The following is a 24,302-nucleotide window of genomic DNA, read 5'->3' as shown; positions in this document are numbered from 1 at the left end:
GTTGGGCCGGGGAACGGAAACGCTTCCTAGCGTCTTCGACGTGCCAGTCAGTACCAGTCCCGCCGCTCCGCGAGTGGCCGTACTAGCCGATTCCGACACGCGATGGAAATGGGGCGCGCTCACCGCGCACCGCATCGCTCCCGGAATGCGGCTCGACGGTTTCCTGCTCCGGGGCCGCGCCACGCCCACCGCCCGTCAACTCGACGAGGTGGGGATCCGCGCCGACTCCCTCCGCGAGGTGACCACCGCCGGTTTTCTCCGCGCCGTGACCACCGGGGGGTACGACGTGGTCGTGCTCGCCTGCGTGGGCGGAGCCGTCCAGGCCATGCTGCACGGTCTGCGCCGGGCCTTCGCGGAAGCGGGGACGGCAACGGGCCCGGTCCCGGGAACGGGGACCGTCCCGGAGACGGGCGCGGGAACGGCGCCGACGGCGGAGCCCGGGGGGCCGCGGGGCGCGGACCCCTCCCCGAAGCCGGTGAGCGCCACGGCGACCGGGGAGCCGGTGGCCGCGGAGCCGCGGGCCGGACGCCGTCCCGTGATCGTCACCGGCTATGTCGGCGTCGTCTACGAGAAGCTGGCCGACGGGCTGCTGCTGCGCCACGGCGCCGATGTCGTCCTGGCCAACTCCCGGCACGACGCGGAGCGCTTCCGCGCCGTCTACGCCGGGGTGCGCGCCGGAACGGGGAGCGTGGTGGAGGCGGCGCTGCCGTTCCTCGGTGGCGCGCCGTACCGCGAGCCGGCCGCGGGGGAGCGCCCCTACACCGTCTGTTTCGCCGTCCAGCCCTCCGTCCCCGCCGACCGCGCGGGCCGTGACCACCTGCTGCGGCGGGCCGCCGGACACGCGCGCCGCCACCCGGAGCGCGAGGTGCTGATCAAGCTCCGCAGCAAGCCGGGGGAGCACACCACCCACATCGAGGAACTGCCGTACCAGAAGCTGGTGAACCGGCTGCCCGGCGGGCTGCCCATCAACTGCCGCCTGGTGTACGGGCACATGGGCGAGGTGCTGGACCGGACGGACCTGCTGGTGACGGTCAGCTCGACCGCCGCCCTGGAGGCCCTGCACCGCCGCATCCCCACGGCCGTGCTCACCGATCTGGGCATCCGCGAGGCGCTGGGCAACCACCACTTCCTCGGCTCCGGCTGCCTCGCCTCCTGGGACGAGCTCGACGAGGGCCACCGGCCGGAGCCCGACCCGGACTGGCTCGCCCGCCAAGGGGTCGCCGCCGAGGGCGGTTACGAGCGCGCGTTCGACGCGGCGCGGGAGCGGATCGCGAAGCTCCTGGACCGGCCCGCCCTGCCCCCCGTGACGCCCTACTACACCACCGTCACCGCCCCCGGCTATCTGCCCGGCATCCTCGCCCGCTACGGCCTGGACAGCGGCGGCGCGCCGACCGGCGCGGGATCCGGCGCCGAGGCCGCGGACGCCCGCGGGATGCGGCAGGTGGTCCGCGGGGCCGTGCGGGAGGCGGCGCGCGGTGCCTACCGCCACGGCGTGCAGCGCGTGGCCCCCGTCATCCGCCGGCTGGGGGAGCTGTGACCGAACGCCCCGCCCCCGAGGCCCCTTCCCCGGCGGCCCCTTCTCCGGCGGCCCCGTCACCGGTGGCCCCCACCCCCGACAACCAGCACCGGGCCGTGGCGCCCACCCGAGGAGTCCCCATGCCGCAGACCGGAACAACGGTTCGGGAACAGGTGGTGACACCCGCCCCGGAGACCGCCCCGGAGACCGCGCGGGAGCACGTGCCCGCCCCCGCGTCCCCGGGCGGAGAGGCGATAGCCCCCGGCCGTTCGGTGCTCGCCGTCATCCCCGCCCGGGGCGGTTCCAAGGGCGTGCCCCGGAAGAACCTCGCCCCCGTCGGCGGAGTACCGCTGGTGGTGCGGGCCGTCCGGGAGTGCCTGGCGAGCCGGCTGGTGACCGAGGTCGTCGTCTCCACCGACGACGACGCCGTCGCGGCGGCGGCCTCCGGCGCCGGAGCCGGGGTGGTGCGCCGCCCGGCCGAGATCTCGGGCGACACGGCCGGCAGCGAGGCGGCGGTCCTGCACGCGCTGGACGTGCACGAGGAGCGGCAGGGCCGGCCGGCGGACGTGGTGCTGCTCGTCCAGTGCACCAGCCCCTTCCTGCGGAGCGAGGACGTCGACGGGGTGGCCGCGGCGGTGGCGGAGGACGGCGCCGACAGCGCGCTGACCGTCGCCCCGTTCCACGGCTTCGTCTGGCGCGGGACGGCCGTCCGGCCGGCGCGCGAGGCGGCCGGCGCCGGTGATCCGCATGCCACGGGTGACCCACACGCCACGGGTGATCCGCGCACCGCGGACGATCCGCGCACCGCGGACGCCCCGGACGCCGTCCGCGCGGCGGAGGCCGCCACCGGGGACGCCGGGGACGCGATCGGCGTCAACCACGACAAGTCCCACCGCCCCCGCCGGCAGGACCGGCCGCAGGACCACCTGGAGACGGGCGCCGCGTACGCCATGTCCGTCGCCGGGTTCCGGGAGGCGCGGCATCGTTTCTTCGGCCGTACCGTTCCCGTCCTCACCGACCCCGCCCGGGTGCTGGAGATCGACGACCCGCACGACCTGGCCCGCGCCCGCGCCCTCGCGCCCCTCCTGGACGGCCCCGCGCACCCCGGCGAGACCGCCGGCCGGCCCCGGGCGCTGCCCACCCGCGAGGACGTGGACGCGGTGGTGCTGGACTTCGACGGCACCCAGACCGACGACCGGGTGTACGTCGACGCCGACGGGCGGGAGACGGTCGCCGTGCACCGCGGCGACGGACTCGGCATCGCGGCGCTGCGCCGCGCCGGCGGGCTCAAGCTGCTGATCCTCTCCACGGAGCAGAACCCGGTCGTCGCCGCCCGCGCCCGCAAGCTGCGGATCCCGGTCCTGCACGGCATCGACCGCAAGGACCTCGCCCTCAAGCAGTGGTGTGAGGAGGAGGGCGTCACGCCCGAACGCGTGCTCTACGTCGGTAACGACGTCAACGACCTGCCGTGCTTCGGCCTCGTCGGCTGGCCCGTCGCGGTCGCGGACGCCCACGACGTCGTGCGCGGTGCCGCGCGCGCCGTCACGACCACGCCCGGGGGGTACGGCGCGGTCCGGGAGATCGCGGCCTGGCTCCTCGGCGCGTCCCTCTGACCCACCGCCCCTCTGACCCACCGCCCCGCTGAGCCCGCTGACCCACCACCCGGTCCGCACCCCGGCCGCACCGCGCAGGCCCCGGCCCGCACACCGGCCAGGACCCGACCCGAGCAGCCGCCCGAGCCGCCACCCCGGAGAACGCCACCGGCACCCCTCCGGACCGGCACCCCCGACCCACGGCACCCCGACCATCAGCACCCCCGACCCAGCACCCCGATCCCGTACCCGAACCAGAGGAATCCCCCTGATGAGCACCACGTCCCGCACCCGTTCCCTCGGCGACCGTCTCGTCGGCCCCGGCCACCCGGTCTACGTCACCGGCGAGATCGGCATCAACCACAACGGTGACCTGGAGAACGCCTTCGCGCTCATCGACGCCGCCGCCGAAGCGGGCTGCGACGCCGTCAAGTTCCAGAAGCGGACCCCCGAGGTCTGCACCCCGCGCGACCAGTGGGAGATCGAGCGCGACACCCCGTGGGGCCGCATGACCTACATCGACTACCGCCACCGCGTCGAGTTCGACGAGACCGGCTACCGGGCGATCGACGAGCACTGCAAGAAGCGCGGCATCGACTGGTTCGCCTCCCCGTGGGACGAGGAGTCCGTCGCCTTCCTGGAGAAGTTCGACGTGCCCTGCTACAAGGTGGCCTCCGCGTCCCTCACCGACGACGGCCTGCTGCGCGCCATGCGCGCCACCGGCCGTGCCGTCATCCTCTCCACCGGCATGTCCACCCCGCGGCAGATCCGGCACGCGGTGGAGGTGCTCGGCAGCGACAACATCGTGCTCTGCCACGCCACCAGCACCTACCCGGCGAAGGCCGGAGAGCTGAACCTGCGCGTGATCAAGACCCTCCAGGCCGAGTACCCGAACGTGCCGATCGGCTACTCCGGCCACGAGACCGGGCTCCAGACGACCCTCGCGGCCGTCGCCCTCGGCGCCTGCTTCGTGGAGCGCCACATCACCCTCGACCGCGCCATGTGGGGCTCGGACCAGGCCGCCTCCGTCGAGCCGCAGGGCCTCCAGCGGCTGGTCCGCGACATCCGCGTGGTGGAGGAGTCGCTCGGCGACGGCGTCAAGAAGGTCTACCCGAGCGAGCTCGGGCCCATGAAGAAGCTGCGCCGGGTCGCCGGGGTCGTCGCGGAGAGCGACGACCGTGAGCCCGCGGCGGTCTGAGCGGCGACGGCTCCGGGACGGGAGCGACGGGAGGTCGACGGCGGTGAACGGATCCCAGACGGACGAGGGGACGGGCCGGGGGACCACCGGCCGGGACGCCGCGGGTGCCACCGGCCGTGGCCCGGCCGCCGGCCCGCCCGGGCCCGGTGGCCCGGCTCCGGTCACCGGCCCGCCGGGGACCACCGCCCGGACGGCCGCCGGGGAGCGGGACGGGGCCGGGGGAGGAGGCGGGGCCGGGGAGCGGACCGCGTCCGGCGGCCGGTCCGCGGGGCCCGTCCCGGCGGCGCGGCGCGCCCGCGTCCTGCGCCGCCGTCCGTCCCGGCGTCCGGCCACGGACCCCGTCACGCCGGGCGGCACCCACACGCTCGCCTTCGTCGAGAGCCCCGTGCAGCTGCTGAACGTCCTGGAGTGGCTGCACACGCACCCGGCGGGCCCCGGGCCGTCCGGCCCCGCCGGCGCGGAGGTGCCCGCCGGGGGCGTGGCTGCCCCCGGCACTCCCGGGCCCAGGGCCACCGCCCTCCCCGGCGCCACCGGTGCGCCGGGCCCGCCCGGCGTCTCCGCCACCCGGGGAACGGAACCCCGTGCCACCACCGCCGGCGACGCCACGGGCGAGAGGCGAACCCCCGGGGCCGGGCGGGACGGGATCTGCGTGGTCGTCCTCTCCAACAACGACCCGATGACCCGTGGCCAGCTCCGGCGGATGGCCGAACTCGCCCGCGAGGAAGGGATCGGCGTGCGCTGGGAGGACGCGCGCGGCGGTCCCACCGCGCCGCTGCGCACCGTGGGCTCGCTCGCCCGTGCGCTGCGCCGGGCGCGCCGCGTGGTCATCGGCGACCCCTTCTCGCGCTATGTGCAGCTCCTCCTCGGCCTCACCTCCGCGCGGGAGATCGTCGTGGTGGACGACGGGACGGCCACCATGGAGTTCGTCGCGCAACTGGCCCGCGGTGAGCGGCTGGTGCGCTGGCACCGCAACGGCGCGGGAGGACTGGCCGGAGTCCGGGACGCGGTGTACGCGCCCGTGGCGGGCGCCGCCCGCCGGCGGTTCGCGCCCCGCGCCGGCCGGACCGTCGAGGTGTTCAGCTCGATGCCGGTGGAGGCGCCGGACGGCATCACCGTCACGGTCAACGACTTCGCCTGGACCCGGGCCCGCTTCGGGCCGCCGCACCTCACCAAGGGCGCCGATCTGGTGGGCACCAACCTCGCGGAGACCGGGGTCGTGGGGGTGGAGCCCTATCTCCGCGCGGTCGCCGCGCTCGCCCGCGAGCACGGCGCCACCCGCTATTTCGCGCACCGCCGGGAGTCCACCGGGAAGCTCCACCGGCTCGCCGAGGTGACGGGGCTGGAGATCGTCCGGCCGGAACTGCCGCTGGAGCTGATCGCGCGCCGGGGGCCCATCGGGCGCACCGTCGTCAGCTTCCCCTCCACCGTGCTGCACACCCTGCCGCTCGCGCTGGCCGGCACGGAGGTGCGGGTGGCGGCCTGTGACATCGACCCGGCCTGGCTGACGGAGCACGCCTCGCCCCGGGCGGAGGGTTTCCTGGCGGTGGTCAGTGGCACCGCGCGGGACGTGCACCACCTGCGGTCCGCGCCGTCGCCGGGCGGCTGACGCGGCGCTCCCGCACCGCGGCGAGCCGTCCGGAAGCTCCTGAAAAGCCCCTGAAAGGCACCGGAAGGCCCGGAACCGGCCACAGATCCCATGCGTCACGAGCGGGGGCCCTCGTCCCGGGATGGCCGGTGGTCCTCCGGGGCGCCTCCCGCGTACCACCGGCCTCCGGTCTCACATGCCGGGCACCGTCCGCGAACGAGTATCAGTGCGACCTACCCGCGACGCCCTGCGGTTATGCGGCCCGTGGCCGGATTTCCGTCGTCTGACGGGTGGAACTTTTGGTGATCGACAAGCGGCGGGCGGTCCAACGGCCGTACCCTGCACAGGGTGAACGATGTGATGTCCTCCGACTCCGACCCCGACTCCGGCGCCGATCCGGCCGCCGGCCGATCCATGGGGGCGAGCGGGGCCGTCGAGTCCGCCGGGCCGGTCGCCGCACCGGCCGCGGGGCCCGTCCCGGTGTCCGCCGCGGAGTCTTTCCCGGCGTCCTCCGCCGTGGCCCCCGCTGTTCCCCGGGGCGCCGGCCCGCAGCTGCCCGGTACGCTGCCCGATCCCCTGCTCGCGGAGCTGATCGCGTTCCGCCGGGATCTCCACATGCACCCGGAGCTGGGCAATCAGGAGTTCCGTACCACGGCCGCGATCAAGGCGCGGCTGGAACACGCGGGCCTGGCGCCGCGGGTGCTCCCCAGCGGCACGGGCCTCATCTGCGACGTGGGCGGCGGCGAGGTGCCCGGTGCCGCGGGCCCCGCCGTCTCGGGCGCGCTCCCGCCCGGCCACCGCCCCGTGCTGGCGCTCCGCGCGGACATCGACGCGCTGCCCATCCCCGACACCAAGACGGTGCCGTACCGCTCGACGATCCCGCACCGGGCCCACGCCTGCGGTCACGACGTGCACACCACCGTCGTGCTCGGCGCGGGCCTGGTGCTCGCCGCGCTGGCCCGTGAGGGGCGGCTGCCGCACCCCGTCCGGCTCGTCTTCCAGCCCGCCGAGGAGGTGCTGCCCGGCGGGGCGACCGAGGTGATCGAGGCGGGTGCCCTGGACGGGGTGGGCCGGATCCTGGCCGTGCACTGCGACCCCCGGGTGGACGCCGGGCGGATCGGTCTGCGCACCGGCCCCATCACCTCGGCCTGTGACCGGCTGGAGGTCTCCCTCGACGGCCCCGGCGGGCACACCGCCCGCCCGCACCTGACCACGGACCTGGTGACGGCCGCGGCGAAGGTGGCCACGGAGGTGCCGGCGCTCCTCTCCCGCCGGGTCGACACCCGCTCCGGGCTCGTCCTCACCTGGGGGCGGCTGGAGACGGGGCACGCCTGCAACGTCATCCCGCAGCACGCCGAACTCTCCGGCACGGTCCGCTGCCTGGACCTGCCGGCCTGGTACGCCGCGCCGGACCTGGTGCACGCGGCGATCGACGAGGTCGCCGCGCTCGGCGGCGCCAAGTCGGAGATCAACTACGTCCGCGGGGTGCCGCCGGTGGTCAACGAGGCAGGGGCGGCGGAGCTGCTGGAGTCCGCCATGGCGGCCCGCCGGGGCCCGGCGGCCGTCGAGGACACCGAGCAGAGCCTGGGCGGGGAGGACTTCTCCTGGTACCTGCAACGGGTGCCCGGCGCGATGGCCCGGCTCGGCGTGCGGCGGCCCGGGGACACCTCCCGCCGCGATCTGCACGCCGGTGACTTCGACGTGGACGAGGCCGCGATCCGCGTGGGCGTCGAACTCTTCACCGCCGCCACCCTGCTGGACGGCCACCGGCAGTGAGCGGCGGGCGCCGCCGCGGTGACCGGGGCCCGGGGCGGCGGAGCGGGTGGCGGGCGGACGGGGACGGTCACCGACGGTGAGCGGGTGTGATCGATCCGCAGGTGGCCGCGTCCACTTCGCGTCGATCCGGTAACGGCTGAGGAAGAGGGGTTTTCCCGGCATCTACGCGCGTTACGATGCCGAAAACCAGCGCCGGACGCGGCGCTCGTCCTGACACAGCGCAAAATCTACAGCGCTCGTCCCACACAGCGCAGCACCAACAGCGCTCGTCCTCAAAGGGGAAGTCCTCGTGCGCCGGGTAACCAAGATCGCTGCCGCGGGTATGGCCTCCGCGGCCCTCATACTCACCACCGCCGCCTGTGGTGAGTCCTCCACCGAGTCGGGCGGCAAGGAGAAGGGCGTCGGCCTCGCGTTCGACGTCGGCGGCCGCGACGACCACTCCTTCAACGAGTCCGCGGCCCGGGGCGTCGACAAGGCCAAGGACGAGCTCGGCGTCGAGGCCAAGCTGATGACGGCGAAGAACAACGAGACCGAGGCGGACCGCGAGCAGCGGCTGTCCTCCCTCGCGGAGGCGGGCTACAACCCGGTCATCGGGGTCGGCTTCAGCTACGGCAAGTCGATCGAGAAGGTCGCGAAGCAGTTCCCCGACACCACCTTCGGCGTGGTCGACTCGGTGTCCGAGGGCAAGAACGTCGACTCGATGGTCTTCTCCGAGCACGAGGGTTCGTACCTCGCCGGAGTGGCGGCGGCGCTGAAGTCGAAGTCCGGCAAGGTCGGCTTCATCGGCGGCGTCAACAACGCCCTCATCCAGAAGTTCGAGGCGGGCTTCGTGCAGGGCGCCAAGGACACCAAGAAGGACATCGAGGTCGTCCCGGAGTACCTCTACCCGAACAACGACAAGGGCTTCAACGACCCGGGCGCCGCCAAGGCGAAGGCCAAGGGCATGCTCGACCGCGGCATCGACGTGATCTACACCGCCGCCGGCCAGTCCGGTGCCGGCTCGATCGAGGCCGTCGCCGCCAAGAAGGGCGCCTGGGCGATCGGTGTCGACTCCGACCAGTACCAGCAGCCGGGCCTGGCCAAGTACAAGGACGCCATCCTCACCTCCGTGGTGAAGAACGTCGACGTGGCCGTGTTCGACCTGATCAAGAGCGTCAAGGACGGCAAGCCGCTGACCGGCGTCAACGCCTACACCCTCAAGGAGGACGGCGTCTCCCTGGCGACCTCCGGCGGGTTCATCGACGACCTCCGGAAGGAGATCGACGCCGCCAAGGAGAAGATCGCGGGCGGCGAGATCACGGTCGACGAGCAGCCCAAGCGCTGATCCCGGGCGCGGGTGGCGGCGCCGGGGTCACGGCGCCGCCACCCGCGTGACCGGCCCCCGGGCCCGGGGAGGGGCACACCTTCCCCGGGCCCGCGCCCCGGAGCGAGCGCTACGCGCGTAGCGCGACGGGCGGGGTAGCGTCGTTGCTGTACCCCCGTCCCCCGGGCCCCATGATCGCGTCAGGCCCCACCGACCTCGCCCGGTCGCCCTCCCGGCCGGTGTCCCGTCCCGCTCCCTTTCCCCGAGGAGAGTGCGCCATCAAAGCGTCCAGCAGCAGTTCACGGGCGGACCGTGCCCCCGCCGGCGCCCCCGCGGTCGAACTGCACGGCATCACCAAGCGATTCCCCGGTGTCGTCGCCAACCACGACATCGACATCACCGTCCACCGCGGCACGGTCCACGCCCTCGTGGGTGAGAACGGCGCCGGCAAGTCCACGCTGATGAAGATCCTCTACGGCATGCAGAAGCCGGACGAGGGGACGATCACCGTCGACGGCGAGCAGGTCTCCTTCGCCGGCCCCGGCGACGCCATCGCCCGCGGCATCGGCATGGTCCACCAGCACTTCATGCTGGCCGACAACCTCACCGTGCTGGAGAACGTCGTCCTCGGCGCCGAGAAGCGGCACGGCATAGCCGGCCGGGCGCGCGCCCGGATCCGGGAGATCTCCGACGCCTATGGGCTCGCCGTCCGCCCCGACGTCCTCGTCGAGGAGCTCGGCGTCGCCGACCGGCAGCGGGTGGAGATCCTCAAGGTCCTCTACCGCGGCGCCCGGACGCTCATCCTCGACGAGCCGACGGCCGTCCTCGTGCCGCAGGAGGTCGACGCGCTCTTCGACAACCTCCGCGAGCTCAAGGCCGAGGGCCTCACCGTCATCTTCATCTCCCACAAGCTGGGCGAGGTGCTCTCCGTGGCGGACGACATCACCGTCATCCGGCGGGGCACCACCGTCGGCGCGGTGAAGCCGGACGGGGTGACGCGGAAGGAGCTCGCCGAGCTGATGGTCGGCAGCGAGCTGCCGTCGCCGGAGACCCGCGAGTCCACCGTCACGGAGGTCCCGGCGCTCACCGTCGAAGGGCTGTCGCTGACCGCCACCGACCCCGACGGGGTCGTGCGGACCGTGCTGGACGGCGTCACCTTCACCATCCACCAGGGCGAGGTGCTGGGCATCGCCGGGGTGGAGGGGAACGGCCAGGCCGAACTGGTCGAGGCCGTCATGGGGATGCGGACACCCGACGGCGGCACCGTGGTGCTGGACGGCGAGGACATCACCACCGCCCCCACCCGCAGGCGCCGCGAGAACGGCATCGGCTACATCCCGGAGGACCGGCACCGCCACGGCCTCCTGCTGGAGGCGCCGCTCTGGGAGAACCGCATCCTCGGGCACGTCACCGAACCCCCCAACAGCCGGCGCGGGCTGCTGGACATCAAGTCCGCCCGCGCCGACACCCGGCGGATCGTCCAGGAGTACGACGTCCGCACGCCCGGGATCGAGGTGACCGCGGCCAGCCTCTCCGGCGGCAACCAGCAGAAGCTGATCGTCGGCCGGGAGATGAGCCACCACCCCAAGCTGCTGATCGCCGCGCACCCCACCCGCGGGGTGGACGTCGGCGCGCAGGCGCAGATCTGGGACCAGATCCGCACGGCCCGCCGCGAGGGCCTGGCCGTGCTGCTGATCTCCGCCGACCTCGACGAGCTGATCGGCCTCTCCGACACGCTGCGGGTGATGTTCCGCGGCCGGCTGGTCGCCGACGCCGACCCCGCCGCCATCACCCCCGAGGAGCTGGGCTCCGCCATGACCGGCGCGGCCGGCGGCCACCTGGGGACGGACGCCCCAGCAACCCCCCCGATGTCCCAGGCACCCCCGGCCCCCGGGGTCCCCGCGGCCCGCGCGGCCTCCGGGGCCGGGGCCGGCGCTGCGCCCGCGGCGTCCCCCGAGGGTCCCGCAGCCGCCACCGACGATCCGGCCGGCGCCCCCGCGCCCGGCCCCGCCGCCCCCGGGAACCGCCGGGAGGGAGACGCATGAGCACCGCACCGCCCGCCTCCGGGGCGTCCGGACCCGCGCCCGCCCCCGGGGCGCCCGAACGGCAGGCCCCGCGCGGGCCCCGGTCCGCCATCGACTGGGGCCGGGTGGGCCTCGGCCTGGCGGCGCCGCTGCTGGCGATCGTCGCCGCCCTGGTCATCACCTCGCTGATCTTCCTCTCCACCGGCGACGACCCGTTCCGGGCCTTCGCGGTGATGGCCGACTACGGCGTGAAGAGCGACAGCCAGATCGTGATCGTCAACAAGGCGGTCCCGTACTTCCTGTCCGCGCTGGCCGTGGCCATCGGCTTCCGCATGAACCTGTTCAACATCGGCGTCGACGGCCAGTACCGGATCGCCGCGTTCTTCGCCGCCGCGGTCGGCGGGGCGCTGGCGCTGCCCGGCATCGTGCAGATCCCCGTCATCATGATCGTCGCGATGATGGTCGGCGCCGTCTGGGCCGGTATCGCCGGTCTGCTGAAGACCACCCGCGGGGTCAGCGAGGTCATCAGCACGATCATGCTGAATGCCATCGCCGCCGCCGTCATCGGCTACTTCCTCCAGGACGGCCGCCTCGCGGTGCGCGACGGCAACATCATCCACACCGAGCCGATCCCGGAGTCCGCGCACTTCTTCGAGATCCCGACCGGGCAGGCGCCGGTCAACGGCTTCCTCGTGGTCGCGGTGGTCGTCGGCGTCCTCTACTGGTTCCTGCTGAACCGCACCCGGTTCGGGTTCGACCTGCGCACCGTGGGCCGCTCCGAGTCCGCCGCGCACGCCGGCGGGGTCGGGGTGGGCCGGATGGTCGTCACCTCCATGCTCCTCTCCGGGGCCGTCGCGGGCCTGGTGGGGATGCCCACGCTGCTGGGGGAGTCGTACAACTACGGCACCGACTTCCCGGCCGGGATCGGCTTCACCGGCATCGCCATCGCCCTGCTCGGCCGGAACCACCCGGTCGGCATGGCGCTCGGCGCCCTGCTCTGGGGGTTCCTGGAGCGCACCGGCGGCCGCCTCGAATTCGAGGGGTACGCCCAGGAGATCGTCGGCGTGATGCAGGGCGTCATCGTCCTGTGCGTCGTCGTCGCCTATGAACTCGTCCGCCGGTACGGACTGCGGACCCAGCAGCGCAAGGTCGGCGAACGCCTTGCCGCCGAGGCCCGGAACAACGGGAAGACGGAGAAGGCGGAGGTGTCCGCGTGAGCACCCATCTCACGGCACTCACGGCCGCGGTCGCGAAGGGACTCGGCCGGGGCGGCCGGGACACCCCCGACGGCCGTCACGGCAAGGACGGCCGTCACGGCAAGGACGGCCGTCACGGCAAGGACGGCAACCACGGCAAGGGGGGCCGGGAGCGGCGGAAGCTGTCCTACCCGGTGATCCTGCTGATCATCGCGGGGGCGTTGCTGGTCCTCTCCACGTTGCAGTGGTACACCGGCGCGCGGGACCTCACCTCCTCCGGGCAGTACGGGGGCGCGCTGGTCGCCGCCGTGCCGATCGGGCTCGCCGGTCTGGGCGGCCTGTGGGCCGAGCGCGCGGGCGTCATCAACATCGGCCTCGAAGGCATGATGATGATGGGCACCTTCTGCGCCGGCTGGGCCGGCTGGCAGTACGGGCCGTGGGCCGCCGCGCTGGCCGGGGTGATCGGCGGGCTGCTCGGCGGGCTGGTGCACGCCGTCGCCACCGTCACCTTCGGCGTGGACCACATCATCTCCGGTGTGGCGATCAACATCCTGGCTCTCGGCGTCACCCAGTACCTCGCCAAGCTGCTGTTCGGCGCCGAGGGCTCGGCGGCGGCCGCGGCGGGCGGCAACGACAAGCAGTCACCGCCGATGGAGGACATGTCCTCGTTCTCCGTGCCCTGGCTCTCCGACTGGCTGGGCCGGGTGGAGAAGGACGGGCTGTTCCTCGTCTCCGACACCGCGGGCATCCTGCGCGGCCTGACGACCAACGTCTCCTGGCTGATCCTGATCGCCGCGCTGATGTTCGTCGGCACCTTCTTCGTGCTGTGGCGGTCCTCCTTCGGGCTGCGGCTGCGCTCCTGCGGGGAGAACCCGGTGGCGGCGGAGTCCCTCGGCGTCAACGTCTACCTGTACAAGTACGCGGCGTTGCTGGTCTCCGGCGGGCTGGCGGGCCTGGGCGGCGCGTTCATGGCCGTCGGTGTGCACATGTACTCCGACGGCCAGACCGGCGGCCGCGGCTACATCGGCCTCGCCACGATGATCTTCGGCAACTGGCGGCCGGGCGGTGTCGCGATGGGCGCGGGACTCTTCGGCTTCATGGACAGCCTCCAGCTCCGCGGCGGCGGTGACACCGTCCACGGCCTGCTGCTGCTCGCCGTGGTGCTGCTGGTCGGCGTCGCGCTGTGGCGGCTGCGGGTGGCGAACCGGCGAACCGCCGCGATCAGCGCGGTCTTCGCCCTGCTGCTCGTTCTCTGGTACGCCTTCACCGACACCGTGCCGCGCGAGTTCGTCGAGGCCACCCCGTATGTCGCGACCCTGCTGGTGCTCGCGCTGGCCGCGCAGCGGCTACGGGCGCCCAAGGCGATCGGGCGGACGTACCAGAAGGGCCAGGGCAAGTAGCCGCCAGGTGCGGGGCGGCGCGCGGGGACGCCGGACGGCGCGGGACCGGGCCTCAGGGCCGCCGGCCCCGCGCCGCCGGCCCCGGGGCCCACGGAATCCCGCACGCACGGAGATCCCGGGGCCCACGGAGGACCAGCACCCACGGAGGACCAGCACCCACGCACCCCACCGACCCGACCGCAGGGAGCCGACACGTGAACCAGAGAGGCCAGGCCGGCCCGTGACCACCACCCCCGACCCAGGCGCCCCCGAACGGGACGACGCCGACTGGGAAGCGCTCCGCGGCGCGGCCCGGGAGGCCATGTCCCGGGCCTACGCCCCGTACTCCGGTTTCCCGGTGGGCGCCGCCGCCCTCGTGGCGGACGGCTCCACGGTGACCGGCTGCAACGTGGAGAACGCCGCCTACGGGGTCGCGCTCTGCGCCGAGTGCGGCCTGATCTCCGCCCTCGTCGCGGGCGGCGGCGGCCGGCTGACCGCCTTCACCTGCTGCGGCCGGGACGGCGAGCTGCTGATGCCCTGCGGACGCTGCCGCCAGCTGCTGTGGGAGCACGGCGGGCCGGAGCTGCTCGTGGACACGCCCTCGGGCATCCGCCCGATGAGCGAGGTGCTGCCGGACGCCTTCGGCCCCGGTGACCTCGAACGGCTCGCCGAACCCGTCCGCCCCGCCCCCTCCGCCCCGCCCGCCGGCCGGGGCTGACCACCGCAACGACCGCCCCGTGCCCGGGGAGCCGGAGCGGCCCCGCGTCCCCGCGGGTGCCGCGAGGGCCCAGGGCCCGGGGCACCATGAAGCCCCCGTACCCAGGGGGCGCCAGGAAGAGAGTGCGCACTGATGGACGCCATCTCCGTCATCCGGACCAAGCGCGACAAGGCGCGGCTGAGCGACGCCCAGATCGACTGGGTCATCGACGCCTACACCCGCGGCGCGGTCGCCGACGAGCAGATGTCCGCGCTCGCCATGGCCATCCTGCTCAACGGCATGGACCGGGCCGAGACCGCCCGCTGGACCGCCGCCATGATCGCCTCCGGCGAGCGGATGGACTTCTCCGCGCTGCCCCGCCCCACCGCCGACAAGCACTCCACCGGCGGTGTCGGTGACAAGATCACACTGCCGCTGGCGCCGCTGGTCGCCGCCTGCGGCGCGGCCGTGCCGCAGCTCTCCGGCCGCGGCCTCGGCCACACCGGCGGCACCCTCGACAAGCTGGAGTCGATCCCGGGCTGGCGGGCCACCCTGTCCAACGACGAGATGATGGCCGTGCTGGGCGACGTCGGCGCCGTCATCTGCGCCGCCGGCGACGGCCTCGCGCCCGCCGACAAGAAGCTGTACGCGCTGCGCGACGTGACCGGCACCGTGGAGGCGATACCGCTGATCGCCGCCTCGATCATGTCCAAGAAGATCGCCGAGGGCACGGGCTCCCTGGTCCTGGACGTGAAGGTCGGCTCCGGCGCCTTCATGAAGAACCTGGACGACGCCCGCGAGCTGGCCACCACCATGGTCGGTCTCGGCACCGGCCACGGCGTGCGCACCACCGCCCTGCTCACCGACATGTCCGTCCCCCTCGGGCGCACCGCGGGCAACGCCCTGGAGGTCCGCGAGTCCGTCGAGGTGCTGGCGGGCGGCGGCCCGGCGGACGTCGTGGAGCTGACCCTGGCCCTCGCCCGCGAGATGCTCGACGCGGCCGGGCTGCCCGACGCCGACCCGGCCCGGGCGCTGGCCGACGGCTCCGCCATGGACCACTGGCGCCGCATGATCACCGCCCAGGGCGGCGACCCGGACGCCCCGCTGCCGGTCTCCCGCGAACAGCACGTCCTCACCGCCCCCGCCTCCGGGGTGCTCACCGGGCTCGACGCGTACGCGGTCGGCGTCACCGCCTGGCGCCTCGGCGCGGGCCGGGCCCGCAAGGAGGACCCCGTGCAGGCCGCGGCGGGCGTCGAGCTGCACGCCCGGCCGGGCGACGAGGTCACGGCGGGAGCGCCGCTGCTGACCCTGCACACCGACACCCCGGAGCGGTTCGGCTACGCCCTGGAGGCGCTGGACGGCGCCGTCGTCGTCGCGCCTCCCGGCACGGCGTACGAGCCGCGGCCGATCGTCCTGGACCGCGTCGCCGCGGCGGGCTGACGGCGGCGGCGCCGGCCCGGAGGGCCCGGGACCGCGCCCTCGCGGCCCCAGGCGGCTCGCGGTCCGGCGGCCTCGTGGCCGCCTGGTAGCGCGGCCCCGTGGTCTCGCGGCCCGGAGGGCCGGGGACGGCGGCCACGGGCGCGGGGGCGGGCCCGCGACGGACCCGCCACGGGCCCGCGACGGACCCGCCACGGGCCCGCGACGGACCCGCCACGGGCCCGCGACGGGCCCGGCGGGTACGCGGCGCCGCCGCACAAGCGCCCGGGCGAGGCAGGGCCCCACCCCGCCCCGCCCGGGTGAAAGGGACCGGTGCACCCCCACCGGTCCCTTTCTGCCGCCCGCGCGCGGCCTCCGCCGCCGTGACCGGCCGGTCCCCGTACGGGTGAACGGCAGCGGTGGACCGGACCCGGTCACACTCGGCATGCTGGGATCGGTGACGTACCGATAGAGGAGACCGCCGTGAGCGCACTCACCGTCGACCAGCGGCCCGGCGACGGCTACAGCTGGGACGACCTCGTCTGTCTCTGGCAGGAGACCGACGCCCCCGAGGGCTGCAGGGTGGAGATTGTCGAAGGAACCATCACCGTGTCACCACCGCCCGCGAACAGCCACAACGTCACCGCAGCGCTGCTCCAGCGGATGCTCTACCCGGTGCTCCCGGAGAACTGGGAGATCTTTCAGACGCAGGGGCTGTCCGTGCCCGAGCGGTCCGGGCTGTACATCCCCGATCTGGCGGTCATCCCCATCGCGTCGCTGAAGCGTCCCGGGCACACTGTGCCGGCGGAGGAGGCCGAGCTGGTCGTGGAGATCACGTCGCGTGACAACGCCAACCACGACCGGGTCAGCAAGGTCCACGGTTACGCCCGTGCCGGGGTCCCGCTGTACCTGCTGCTGGACCCGTGGCACTCGGGCCGGCCGACGGCCACGCTCTACGGGCGGCCCGAGAGCGCCACCTACCGGGTCCTGGACTCCGTGGTCTACGGACGGCCCCTGCGTCTCCCGGAACCTTTCGACCTCACCGTCGACACGAGCGTCTTCCCGGTTCCCTGACGCCCGTCGCCTCCCGGACGGATCACCCGTCCATGATCCGCTGATCGGCCGTGGACGGGTGCCAGTCGCAGCCGGGGCCCCTTCCCGGGGCGGACATCGCGGTCCGCGCGGAGGCCCTGCCGTGCCGGTGGGATCGGAAGGCCGGCTCTCCGCTCCCCTCCGGCCTCAGCCCCCCGCGTACGCCGCCGGGTGGGCCGCGCGGCAGCGGCGGTCGGCGAGGGCGCGGCGCGTGGCGTAGACGGTGATGCCCGCCGCCGCGGTCACCGCCGTCAGGCCCAGCGCCACCACGCCCGGCCAGCCCGCCGCGTGGAAGGCCACGGCCCCCACGGCGCCGCCCGCGCTGCTGCCGATGTAGTACGCCGCCTGGTACAGCGCCGACGCCTGGGCCCGGCCGGTCCGCGCCGAGCGGCTCACGGAGGACGAGGCCACGGCGTGTCCCGCGAAGAAGCCCGCCGTGACGAGCACCAGCCCGGCCAGGACGGCGGTGAGCGCGTCGACCAGGGTGAGCAGCAGACCGGCCGCCGTCGTCGTCACGGCCACGTAGAGCGCCCCGCGCCGGCCCAGCCGCCCGGCGAGCCGGCCGGAGGAGGCGGACGAGACGGTCCCCACCAGGTAGATCAGGAAGACCGAGCCCGCCACCCCCTGCGGCAGCCCGAACGGCTCCGCCGCCAGCCGGTAGCCGATCACCGTGTAGACGCCGCCGAAGACCGTCATGAACAGCGCGCCGATCGCGTACAGCCGGCACAGCAGCGGGTCCCTCAGATGCCCGCGGACGGTGCGGAGCAGGGCCCGCGGTCCCGCCGGGGCGGGGGTGAAGTGCGCCGGCCGGGGCACCAGCAGCCGGAAGACCAGCAGGCAGAGCACGGCCAGCGCGGCGGCGGAGGCGAGCGCCGCCCGCCAGCCCCAGAGCTGCGCGGCCCAGCCGGTGACGACCCGGCCGGCCATGCCGCCGACGCTGTTCCCGGCGACGAACAGCCCGATCGCCCCGACGACCGCCTTGGCCCGCACCTCCTCGGCGAGGAAGGCCATGGCGGAGGCCGGCACCCCGGCCAGGGCCACGCCCTGCGCGGTGCGGAGCGCGATCAGCGTGCCCAGGTCCGGGACGAAGGGCACCGCCAGGGCGAGCAGGGTGGCGACCGTCAGCGAGGCCGTCATCAGGGCGCGCCGGCCGAACCGCTCGGAGAGCGCGCTCAGCGGCAGCACGGCGAGCGCCAGCCCGAGCGTGGCGCCGGAGACCGTCCAGCTCGCCGCCGAGGGGGACACCCCGAGGCCGGCCGAGACGGCGGGCAGCAGCGCCTGGGTCGAGTACAGCAGGGCGAAGGTCGCCACCCCGGAGGCGAAGAGGGCGAAGCTGAGGCGGCGGTAACCGGGACCGCCCGGGTGCAGCTTGGTGGCGTCGGGGTCGCGGTCCCGGCCGGGGCCGGGGGCGGCGCCGTCGCCGGAGGAGCGGGGCGAGCCGGGCGGGACGGGGAAACCGGACGGGCGGGGGGACGGCGGAGCGGGGGCGCCCGCGCGGATCACGCCGGACGCCCCGGTATCGGCGGGAGACATACCGGAACCGTAGGCAGAGGCGATTTAATGCGTCCAATGCATAGAACTCGAAATTCCGATGCGTTGTCGCATGATCGCTGATGAGGGGCATGGATGTCATCGAACAGTAAAGAAAAGGACATGCCCGTGACGCGTGGAGCCCGGGGCGCCCCCGCGCCGGAGGCGGCCGCCGGGCTCGCGGCCGGCTCCTGGGCGGCGCTGCTCGCGCCCCGCCTCGCCCAGTTCGCGGGGGTCGCCCGGCACGAGCACGTCACCCGGGCGGCGGAGGAGCTGGCGGTGCCGCAGCCCACCCTCAGCCGCGCCGTGGTCCGCCTGGAGAGGGACCTGGGCGTCACCCTCCTCGCCCGGCACGGCCGCACCGTTTCGCTCACCCCGGCGGGCCGCGCCTTCCTCCGCTCCGTCGAACGCGCGCTGGCCGAGGTGGAACGCGCCGCCGAGGCCGTACGCGCCGACGCCGACCCGTCCGCCGGGAAGGTCGCCTTCGGCTTCCTTCACACCCTCGGCCCCGAGACGGTGCCCGGCCTGATCCGGGCGTTCCGCGCCGACCACCCCCGGGTCCGCTTCACCCTCGTGCAGAACTACGGCGAGGCGATGCTGGAACGGCTGCGCGCCGGCGACCTCGACCTCTGCCTCACCGCGCCGGTGCCCGAGGCGCCCGACCTCGTCGCGCGCCGCCTCGACGAACAGCGGCTGCGGCTGGTCGTCCCGGACGACCACCGGCTGGCCTCACGGAAACGGATCCGGCTGGCGGAGGCCGCCGAGGAGGCCTTCGTCACCCTCGAACCGGGCTACGGGCTCCGCCGCATCACCGACGACCTCTGCGCCGCGGCGGGCTTCCGGCCCCGGGTGGCGTTCGAGGGGGAGGAGGCCGAGACGCTGCGCGGGCTGGTGGCCGCGGGGCTGGGCGTGGCGCTGCTGCCCCCGCCGGCCGTGCCGCGCCCGGGGGTGGCGGAGCTGACGGTGACGGCCCCGCGCGCGGTCCGGGAGATCGGCGTGGCCTGGCTGGACGGCCACCCGGACACCCCGCCCGTGGCGGCCTTCAAGCGCTTCCTCCTCTCCCGCCGGGGACGGCTGCTGCCCGGCTGACGGGCGCCGGGCGTGGCCGGCCGCGGCGGGGAGGGTGGTTACGGGGCGAGGGTGGTGGTTCGCGCGGGCCGGCGCGGTGGCCCGTCCCGGCCGGAGGTGGGTGCGTCGCCGGCCGGGCCCGGCCCCGGCCCCTGCTCGTGCGGTGGGGCGAGCCCTGGCCGGAGACCGGCCCCGGGCGTGCCGGAGAGCGCCGGCGTGAGCCGGGGGAAGGTCACGGCACACGGGTCGACGTCCGTGGCGGTGACGTGGCCGCTTCGGGGCCGGTTGCGCGGGCCGGGGACCGGGAACCGGGGACCGCGGGCCAGGGCGAGGGCGGGGCGCCGCGGGGGCGGGGGTTCAGCGGGGCCGGGAGCGGGCCCGTTCCGAGCCGAAGCCGGTGGCCAGGGGCATCCGCAGGCCCAGCGGCGGTGGGGCGGCGAGGGCGTCCTCCAGCGGGCGGGAGAACCCGCGTTCGAAGAGTGATCCCAGGACGAAGTCCACCGCCAGGGCCCGTACCTCCGAGCGGTACTGGTGGAGTCCGTGCCCGTCGGAGTGCACCTCGAAGCGGCACACGTCGCGGTTGGCCTTCTTCGCGCGCTGCGCGAAGCGGTACGACTGCTCGGGGTCGGCCAGCCCGTCGTTCGTCCCGTGCACCAGCAGCACCCGGCGGCCCCGCAACTGCTTGACCGGATCCGGCCCGGGGGCGTCCTTGCCCTCCGCGGGCAGCCAGGGGGAGAGCGCCAGGACGCAGCTCACGGCGGGTTCCCCGGCGGCCCGCAGCGCGGCCCGCGCCCCCATCCCCGTACCGGTGAGGCAGACGGGGACGTCCCCGTAGCGCCGTACCAGTTCGTCGACCGCCCAGGCGGCGTCCTCCGCGGGGTGCGCCGCCGCGCCGTTCCACCCCCGGCAGCGGTAGCGCACGGTGTGCACCACCAGCCCGTCCTCCTGCCCGGCGCGGGCCAGATGGCGGGCCAGGGGCGCCATGACGGCCGGCGCCACCGGGGACTGCCGCCCCAGCCCGTCCGGCGGGCCGTCGCCGAGCAGCAGCACGGCGCCGCCGACCCCCGTTCCGCGCTCCGCCGTCCCCACCGCACGCCCCAGCCGGGCGCCCCGCACCGGCACTGCTCGCTGAGCCATGGACAGCACCTTGGCAGAGATCGCGCCGGTGTCCACCGCCCCGGAGGGCAACCGTTGCGCATCCGTCACGGTGCGCCGGGGCGGACCGGCGCCGGCGGGGTTCCGCGGCGCCCCATACGTCCGGCTCATGGGGCTCTACGCGCGTAGGAGTTAGAGTACGGAGATGACGAGTCAGACCCGTGGAAGAACACCGGACGCGGACCGGATCCGCCGCGCCCCGAAGGTGCTGCTGCACGACCACCTCGACGGCGGCCTGCGCCCCGCCACCGTCGTCGAACTCGCCCGCGAGCAGGGTTATCGGAACCTCCCGGAGACCGACGCCGCCGCCCTCGGCCGCTGGTTCCGCGAAGCCGCCGACTCCGGCTCGCTGGAGCGCTATCTGGAGACCTTCGCCCACACCTGCGCCGTGATGCAGAGCCGGGACGCGCTGTTCCGGGTCGCGGCCGAGTGCGCGGAGGACCTCGCCGCCGACGGCGTGGTCTACGCCGAGGTGCGCTACGCCCCCGAACAGCACCTCACCGGGGGGCTGGGCCTGGAGGAGGTCGTGGAAGCCGTCAACGACGGCTTCCGGGAGGGTGAGCGGCGGGCCCGCGCGGCCGGCCGGCGCATCCGGGTCGGCGCTCTGCTCACCGCCATGCGGCACGCCGCCCGCTCGCTGGAGATCGCCGAACTCGCCAACCGCTACCGGGACGCGGGCGTCGTCGGCTTCGACATCGCCGGGGCCGAGGCCGGGTACCCGCCCACCCGCCACCTCGACGCCTTCGAGTACCTCAAGCGCGAGAACAACCACTTCACCATCCACGCCGGGGAGGCGTTCGGGCTGCCGTCCATCTGGCAGGCGCTCCAGTGGTGCGGTGCCGACCGGCTGGGGCACGGAGTCCGGATCATCGACGACATCCAGGTCGCCGGTGACGGCACCGTGAAGCTCGGCAGGCTCGCCGCGTACGTGCGGGACAAGCGCGTACCGCTGGAGCTGTGCCCGAGCTCCAACCTCCAGACCGGCGCGGCTCCCTCGTACCGCGAACACCCCATCGGCCTCCTGCGGGAGCTGGGTTTCCGGGCGACGGTCAACACCGACAACCGGCTGATGAGCGGTACCAGCATGAGCGCCGAATTCGGGCACCTGGTCGACTCGTTCGATTACACCCTGGACGACATGCAGTGGTTCACCGTCAACGCCATGAAGTCGGCGTTCATCCCGTTCGACGAACGGCTCGCCATGATCAACGACGTCATCAAGCCCGGCTACGCGGAGCTGAAGTCCGAGTGGCTGTTCGCGACGGCGGGGGCCGGCCCGCGGGGCTGAGACCGGGGGCGGCCCCCGTGCGGCCGCCTCCGGTCCCGCCGGGTGGAGGACAAGTGGGGGTGCCCGGGGCGACGCGCCCGGCGGTTGATTGCGGGCATTCCGGCTGATGGTTACTTTTCGCTTGCATTCGGCAGCGGAGTGAGCGTACGAGCGGGCTCCTGCCCGTACGCGGAGCCGCGCCACCTCCCCCCAGCAGAGGATGTCAGTCGATGAAGCAGGTAACCTCCCGGATCGTCCAGGCCGCGGTGCTCGGCCTGGGCTTCGCCGTCGCGGGCGCCGGCGCCACCTCGGCCGTCGCGTGCGACCACGGCCACCGGCCCCCTTCCGGCCACCACGCGGAGTCCGGCAAGAGCACGGGCAAACCGGCGAAGGGCAAGAAGCGCGGGTGCACCTGCCCGCGCAAGGACAGCCACGGTGACCACCATCACGACAAGAAGCACCACGACAAGAAGCACGAGGACAAGAAGCACGGCGAGAAGAAGAGCGCCGACAAGAAGCACGAGGACAAGAAGCACGAGGACAAGAAGCACGAGGACAAGAAGCATCACGAGCACGACAAGGGCGCTCACGGTGACCCGAAGGGCGAGCACGGCGGGAAGCACGAGCACAAGGGTGAGCACGAGCCCAAGGGCGAGCACGGCGGAAAGCACGAGCACGAGCACGAGGGCGAGCACGGCGGCCACCACAAGTCCCACCACGACGGTGGCCAGGAGGAGGGCCACCGGACCGGCGCGGACCTGAGGACCCCCGACCAGGCGGACGCCCGGACGCAGAGCCCGAGCCAGGTGCGGACCCCGGTCCAGGGCCAGGTCCCGGGCCAGGTCCCGGGCCAGGTCCAGGGCCAGGTCCCGGGTCAGGCCCAGGGTCAGACCCGCGGCCCGGTCCAGGGCCAGGGCCAGGGGCAGCCGCAGGGCCAGGCCCGGAGCCAGGCGCCGTCGCAGGGCCAGGGGATCCCGGCCCGGACGCTGCCCGCCAAGGCGCCCGCCAAGGGTGGCGTGCTGGGCAAGCTGCTCGGCGGTCTGCCGCTCGGCTGACCGTTCCGTGCCGCGGTGACCACGGCGGAAGGAGGGGTACGTGCCCGGTCACGGGCACGTACCCCTCCTTCCGCCGCGTGTACCCGCGAGGTGCCGCCCGGCGGACGGCCGTGCCCGCGGTGTCACCCGGTGCGGGCGGGCCGGCCGCGGCGGACCGCGGCCGTCACCAGGCCTGCCGGGACCGCTTCTCCGACGGCAGGAACACCCACAGCGCCAGGTAGAGCAGGAACTGCGGACCGGGCAGCAGGCACGAGAGGACGAAGAGGACACGCATGGTCGAGGTCGACGTGGAGAAACGCCGGGCGAGCGCTCCGCACACACCGCCGATCATGCGGTCGTCGAGAGGGCGGACCAGGGCGCTCATGAGGACTCCTTCGTGAGGCGTCGAGGACGGGTGATGTCCCGACCGTATGCCCCGGAAAAGGAGGGAACATCCGCCCTGGGGACCGTGCCCACCCCGGAAATCCTCGGGGCCCGACCCTGAAAGGGTTCCCCCCGGGAGGAACCGCCCGTCGCGGACGGCGCGCCGGCCGAGGCGGACGCGCGGGCCCGCTCCGCCCCGCGCCGCGTCCAGCCGCGCAGCACGGGCACCAGCGCCGCGTGGGCGATCGCCACCCCCGTCAGATGCAGCACCAGGGAGTCCACGTCCAGTGGCCGGCCCGAGCGGTTGGTCTGCAACAGCGCGAGGCCGAGGGAGACCAGGACGCCCGTGAAGACGGTGCGGGCCAGCGAGGTCAGCAGGGAGCCCTCCAGCCGTCCGACCGCCCACGGCAGCAGGACCCCCAGCGGGGCCAGCAGCAGCAGCGTCCCGCCCAGGTGCTGGACGGCCGGCCAGAGGCCCAGGGCCAGCTCGGCGCGGATCGTGGCCAGGGGCCGGAGGTTGGCCGCGGTGACCCACGGCAGCGCCGGCGGACGCAGCGTCAGCCACCCCAGGTACAGCAGGTAGCCGACCAGGAGAAGGAGTCCGGTCGCGCGGAAGCGGAAGGCGGCGCGGGCGCCGCGACCATGGTGCTGCACGCCCGTGAGGACGCGGCCCCGCGTCCGCGCGGTTCCGGCCGGGCCCCCGCCCCGGGGCTGTTGGCCCCGTCACACGGCGGCTGCGGGGTACGGCGGTACGGCGGTACGGGGGCACGGCGGGGCCGTGCCCCGGGGCGGGAACGGGCAGGGCGGGCGCGGAGGGCCCGGCGCACTCCCCGCGGGCCCGGGCGGGGACGGCCGGGCGCTCTCCCGCCCCGTCTGCCCGCCGCCCGCGGCCGTGGTCCCGTGCCGCCCGCGGGCACGCGCGTGGTGGCGCGCCGGTCCGGAGGGCGCGAGGGGAGGGTGGCGCGGTTCTCCCTGGCGCTCCGGTGGCACCCGGGACCGGTCCGTTCCGCCCAGGGGCGGGGGCCCGCGTCTCCGGGCGGGACGGGAGAGGCCCACCCCGGCGCGGGCGGAGCATCCGGCCGCCCGACGC

Annotated in this window: 19 protein-coding genes; 15 read left to right on the top strand and 4 right to left on the bottom strand. The window is 74.8% G+C overall.

The features are described 5' to 3' along the window. Positions 1-40 precede the first annotated feature (40 nt). From HCK00_RS08805 to HCK00_RS08750, 12 genes are all read left to right on the top strand, one after another. Complete coding sequence (locus tag HCK00_RS08805) at positions 41-1,537, top strand: DUF6716 putative glycosyltransferase (RefSeq protein WP_168101235.1); 1,497 nt, start codon at positions 41-43, stop codon at positions 1,535-1,537. A 119-nt stretch (positions 1,538-1,656) separates the two neighbouring features. Further along, positions 1,657-3,129 carry an acylneuraminate cytidylyltransferase gene (locus tag HCK00_RS08800; protein WP_168101234.1) on the top strand — a complete coding sequence of 491 codons (1,473 nt, stop codon included), beginning with the start codon at positions 1,657-1,659 and terminating at the stop codon, positions 3,127-3,129. Positions 3,130-3,379: 250 nt separating this feature from the next. Beyond that, a complete protein-coding gene (locus HCK00_RS08795) occupies positions 3,380-4,306 on the top strand; it encodes an N-acetylneuraminate synthase family protein (protein ID WP_168101233.1) in 927 nt (308 codons plus the stop codon). Between the two features lie 301 nt (positions 4,307-4,607). Further along, complete coding sequence (locus tag HCK00_RS08790; protein WP_168101362.1) at positions 4,608-5,912, top strand: collagen-like triple helix repeat-containing protein; 1,305 nt, start codon at positions 4,608-4,610, stop codon at positions 5,910-5,912. A 327-nt stretch (positions 5,913-6,239) separates the two neighbouring features. After that, positions 6,240-7,667 (top strand): amidohydrolase, encoded by a 1,428-nt coding sequence (locus HCK00_RS08785; RefSeq protein WP_311765218.1) that lies wholly within the window; start codon positions 6,240-6,242, stop codon positions 7,665-7,667. A 289-nt stretch (positions 7,668-7,956) separates the two neighbouring features. Continuing rightward, positions 7,957-8,991 carry a BMP family lipoprotein gene (locus HCK00_RS08780; RefSeq protein WP_168101232.1) on the top strand — a complete coding sequence of 345 codons (1,035 nt, stop codon included), beginning with the start codon at positions 7,957-7,959 and terminating at the stop codon, positions 8,989-8,991. Positions 8,992-9,161: 170 nt separating this feature from the next. Further along, a complete protein-coding gene (locus HCK00_RS08775) occupies positions 9,162-11,015 on the top strand; it encodes an ABC transporter ATP-binding protein (RefSeq protein WP_168101231.1) in 1,854 nt (617 codons plus the stop codon). Then, positions 11,012-12,211 (top strand): ABC transporter permease, encoded by a 1,200-nt coding sequence (locus HCK00_RS08770; RefSeq protein WP_168101230.1) that lies wholly within the window; start codon positions 11,012-11,014, stop codon positions 12,209-12,211. Before HCK00_RS08775 ends, HCK00_RS08770 begins: the two co-directional genes overlap by 4 nt. Beyond that, on the top strand, positions 12,208-13,590 hold the full coding sequence (locus HCK00_RS08765; RefSeq protein ID WP_168101229.1) for an ABC transporter permease: 1,383 nt from the start codon (positions 12,208-12,210) through the stop codon (positions 13,588-13,590). Before HCK00_RS08770 ends, HCK00_RS08765 begins: the two co-directional genes overlap by 4 nt. 301 nt (positions 13,591-13,891) lie before the next feature. After that, complete coding sequence (locus HCK00_RS08760; RefSeq protein WP_206320116.1) at positions 13,892-14,287, top strand: cytidine deaminase; 396 nt, start codon at positions 13,892-13,894, stop codon at positions 14,285-14,287. 132 nt (positions 14,288-14,419) lie between these two features. After that, positions 14,420-15,706 carry a thymidine phosphorylase gene (locus tag HCK00_RS08755; protein ID WP_168101228.1) on the top strand — a complete coding sequence of 429 codons (1,287 nt, stop codon included), beginning with the start codon at positions 14,420-14,422 and terminating at the stop codon, positions 15,704-15,706. A 459-nt stretch (positions 15,707-16,165) separates the two neighbouring features. Then, positions 16,166-16,756, top strand: a complete 591-nt coding sequence (locus HCK00_RS08750; RefSeq protein WP_168101227.1) for a Uma2 family endonuclease — start codon at positions 16,166-16,168, stop codon at positions 16,754-16,756. A 165-nt stretch (positions 16,757-16,921) separates the two neighbouring features. Here the strand turns inward: HCK00_RS08750 and HCK00_RS08745 are convergent, their stop codons facing one another. Next, positions 16,922-18,307: an MFS transporter gene (locus HCK00_RS08745; protein ID WP_168101226.1), complete on the bottom strand. Its 1,386-nt coding sequence runs from the start codon at positions 18,305-18,307 to the stop codon at positions 16,922-16,924. 120 nt (positions 18,308-18,427) lie between these two features. On the opposite strand from HCK00_RS08745, the gene HCK00_RS08740 reads away from it, so the two are divergent. Continuing rightward, a complete protein-coding gene (locus tag HCK00_RS08740) occupies positions 18,428-19,393 on the top strand; it encodes a LysR family transcriptional regulator (protein WP_240965380.1) in 966 nt (321 codons plus the stop codon). Between the two features lie 336 nt (positions 19,394-19,729). Here the strand turns inward: HCK00_RS08740 and HCK00_RS08735 are convergent, their stop codons facing one another. Continuing rightward, on the bottom strand, positions 19,730-20,509 hold the full coding sequence (locus HCK00_RS08735; RefSeq protein ID WP_168101224.1) for an alpha/beta hydrolase: 780 nt from the start codon (positions 20,507-20,509) through the stop codon (positions 19,730-19,732). A 163-nt stretch (positions 20,510-20,672) separates the two neighbouring features. Between HCK00_RS08735 and HCK00_RS08730 the strand changes: the two genes are divergently transcribed. Together HCK00_RS08730 and HCK00_RS08725 are read left to right on the top strand one after the other, a co-directional pair. Next, positions 20,673-21,815, top strand: a complete 1,143-nt coding sequence (locus HCK00_RS08730; protein ID WP_168101223.1) for an adenosine deaminase — start codon at positions 20,673-20,675, stop codon at positions 21,813-21,815. A 209-nt stretch (positions 21,816-22,024) separates the two neighbouring features. Further along, the gene (locus HCK00_RS08725) at positions 22,025-22,849 is read left to right on the top strand and encodes a hypothetical protein (protein WP_168101222.1); all 825 of its coding nucleotides are present in this window, start codon (positions 22,025-22,027) and stop codon (positions 22,847-22,849) included. Between the two features lie 163 nt (positions 22,850-23,012). Here HCK00_RS08725 and HCK00_RS08720 read toward each other — a convergent pair whose 3' ends face one another. Beyond that, complete coding sequence (locus HCK00_RS08720) at positions 23,013-23,213, bottom strand: PspC domain-containing protein (RefSeq protein WP_168101221.1); 201 nt, start codon at positions 23,211-23,213, stop codon at positions 23,013-23,015. After that, entirely contained in the window at positions 23,210-23,866 is a 657-nt protein-coding gene (locus HCK00_RS08715; protein WP_168101220.1) for a VanZ family protein, read from the bottom strand. Before HCK00_RS08715 ends, HCK00_RS08720 begins: the two co-directional genes overlap by 4 nt. Positions 23,867-24,302 lie beyond the last annotated feature (436 nt).

Source organism: Streptomyces zingiberis, assembly GCF_012034935.1.
Lineage (GTDB): Bacteria > Actinomycetota > Actinomycetes > Streptomycetales > Streptomycetaceae > Streptomyces > Streptomyces zingiberis.
Note: the sequence above shows the minus strand (reverse complement) of the source record. Positions and strands in the feature narration are given on the sequence as shown.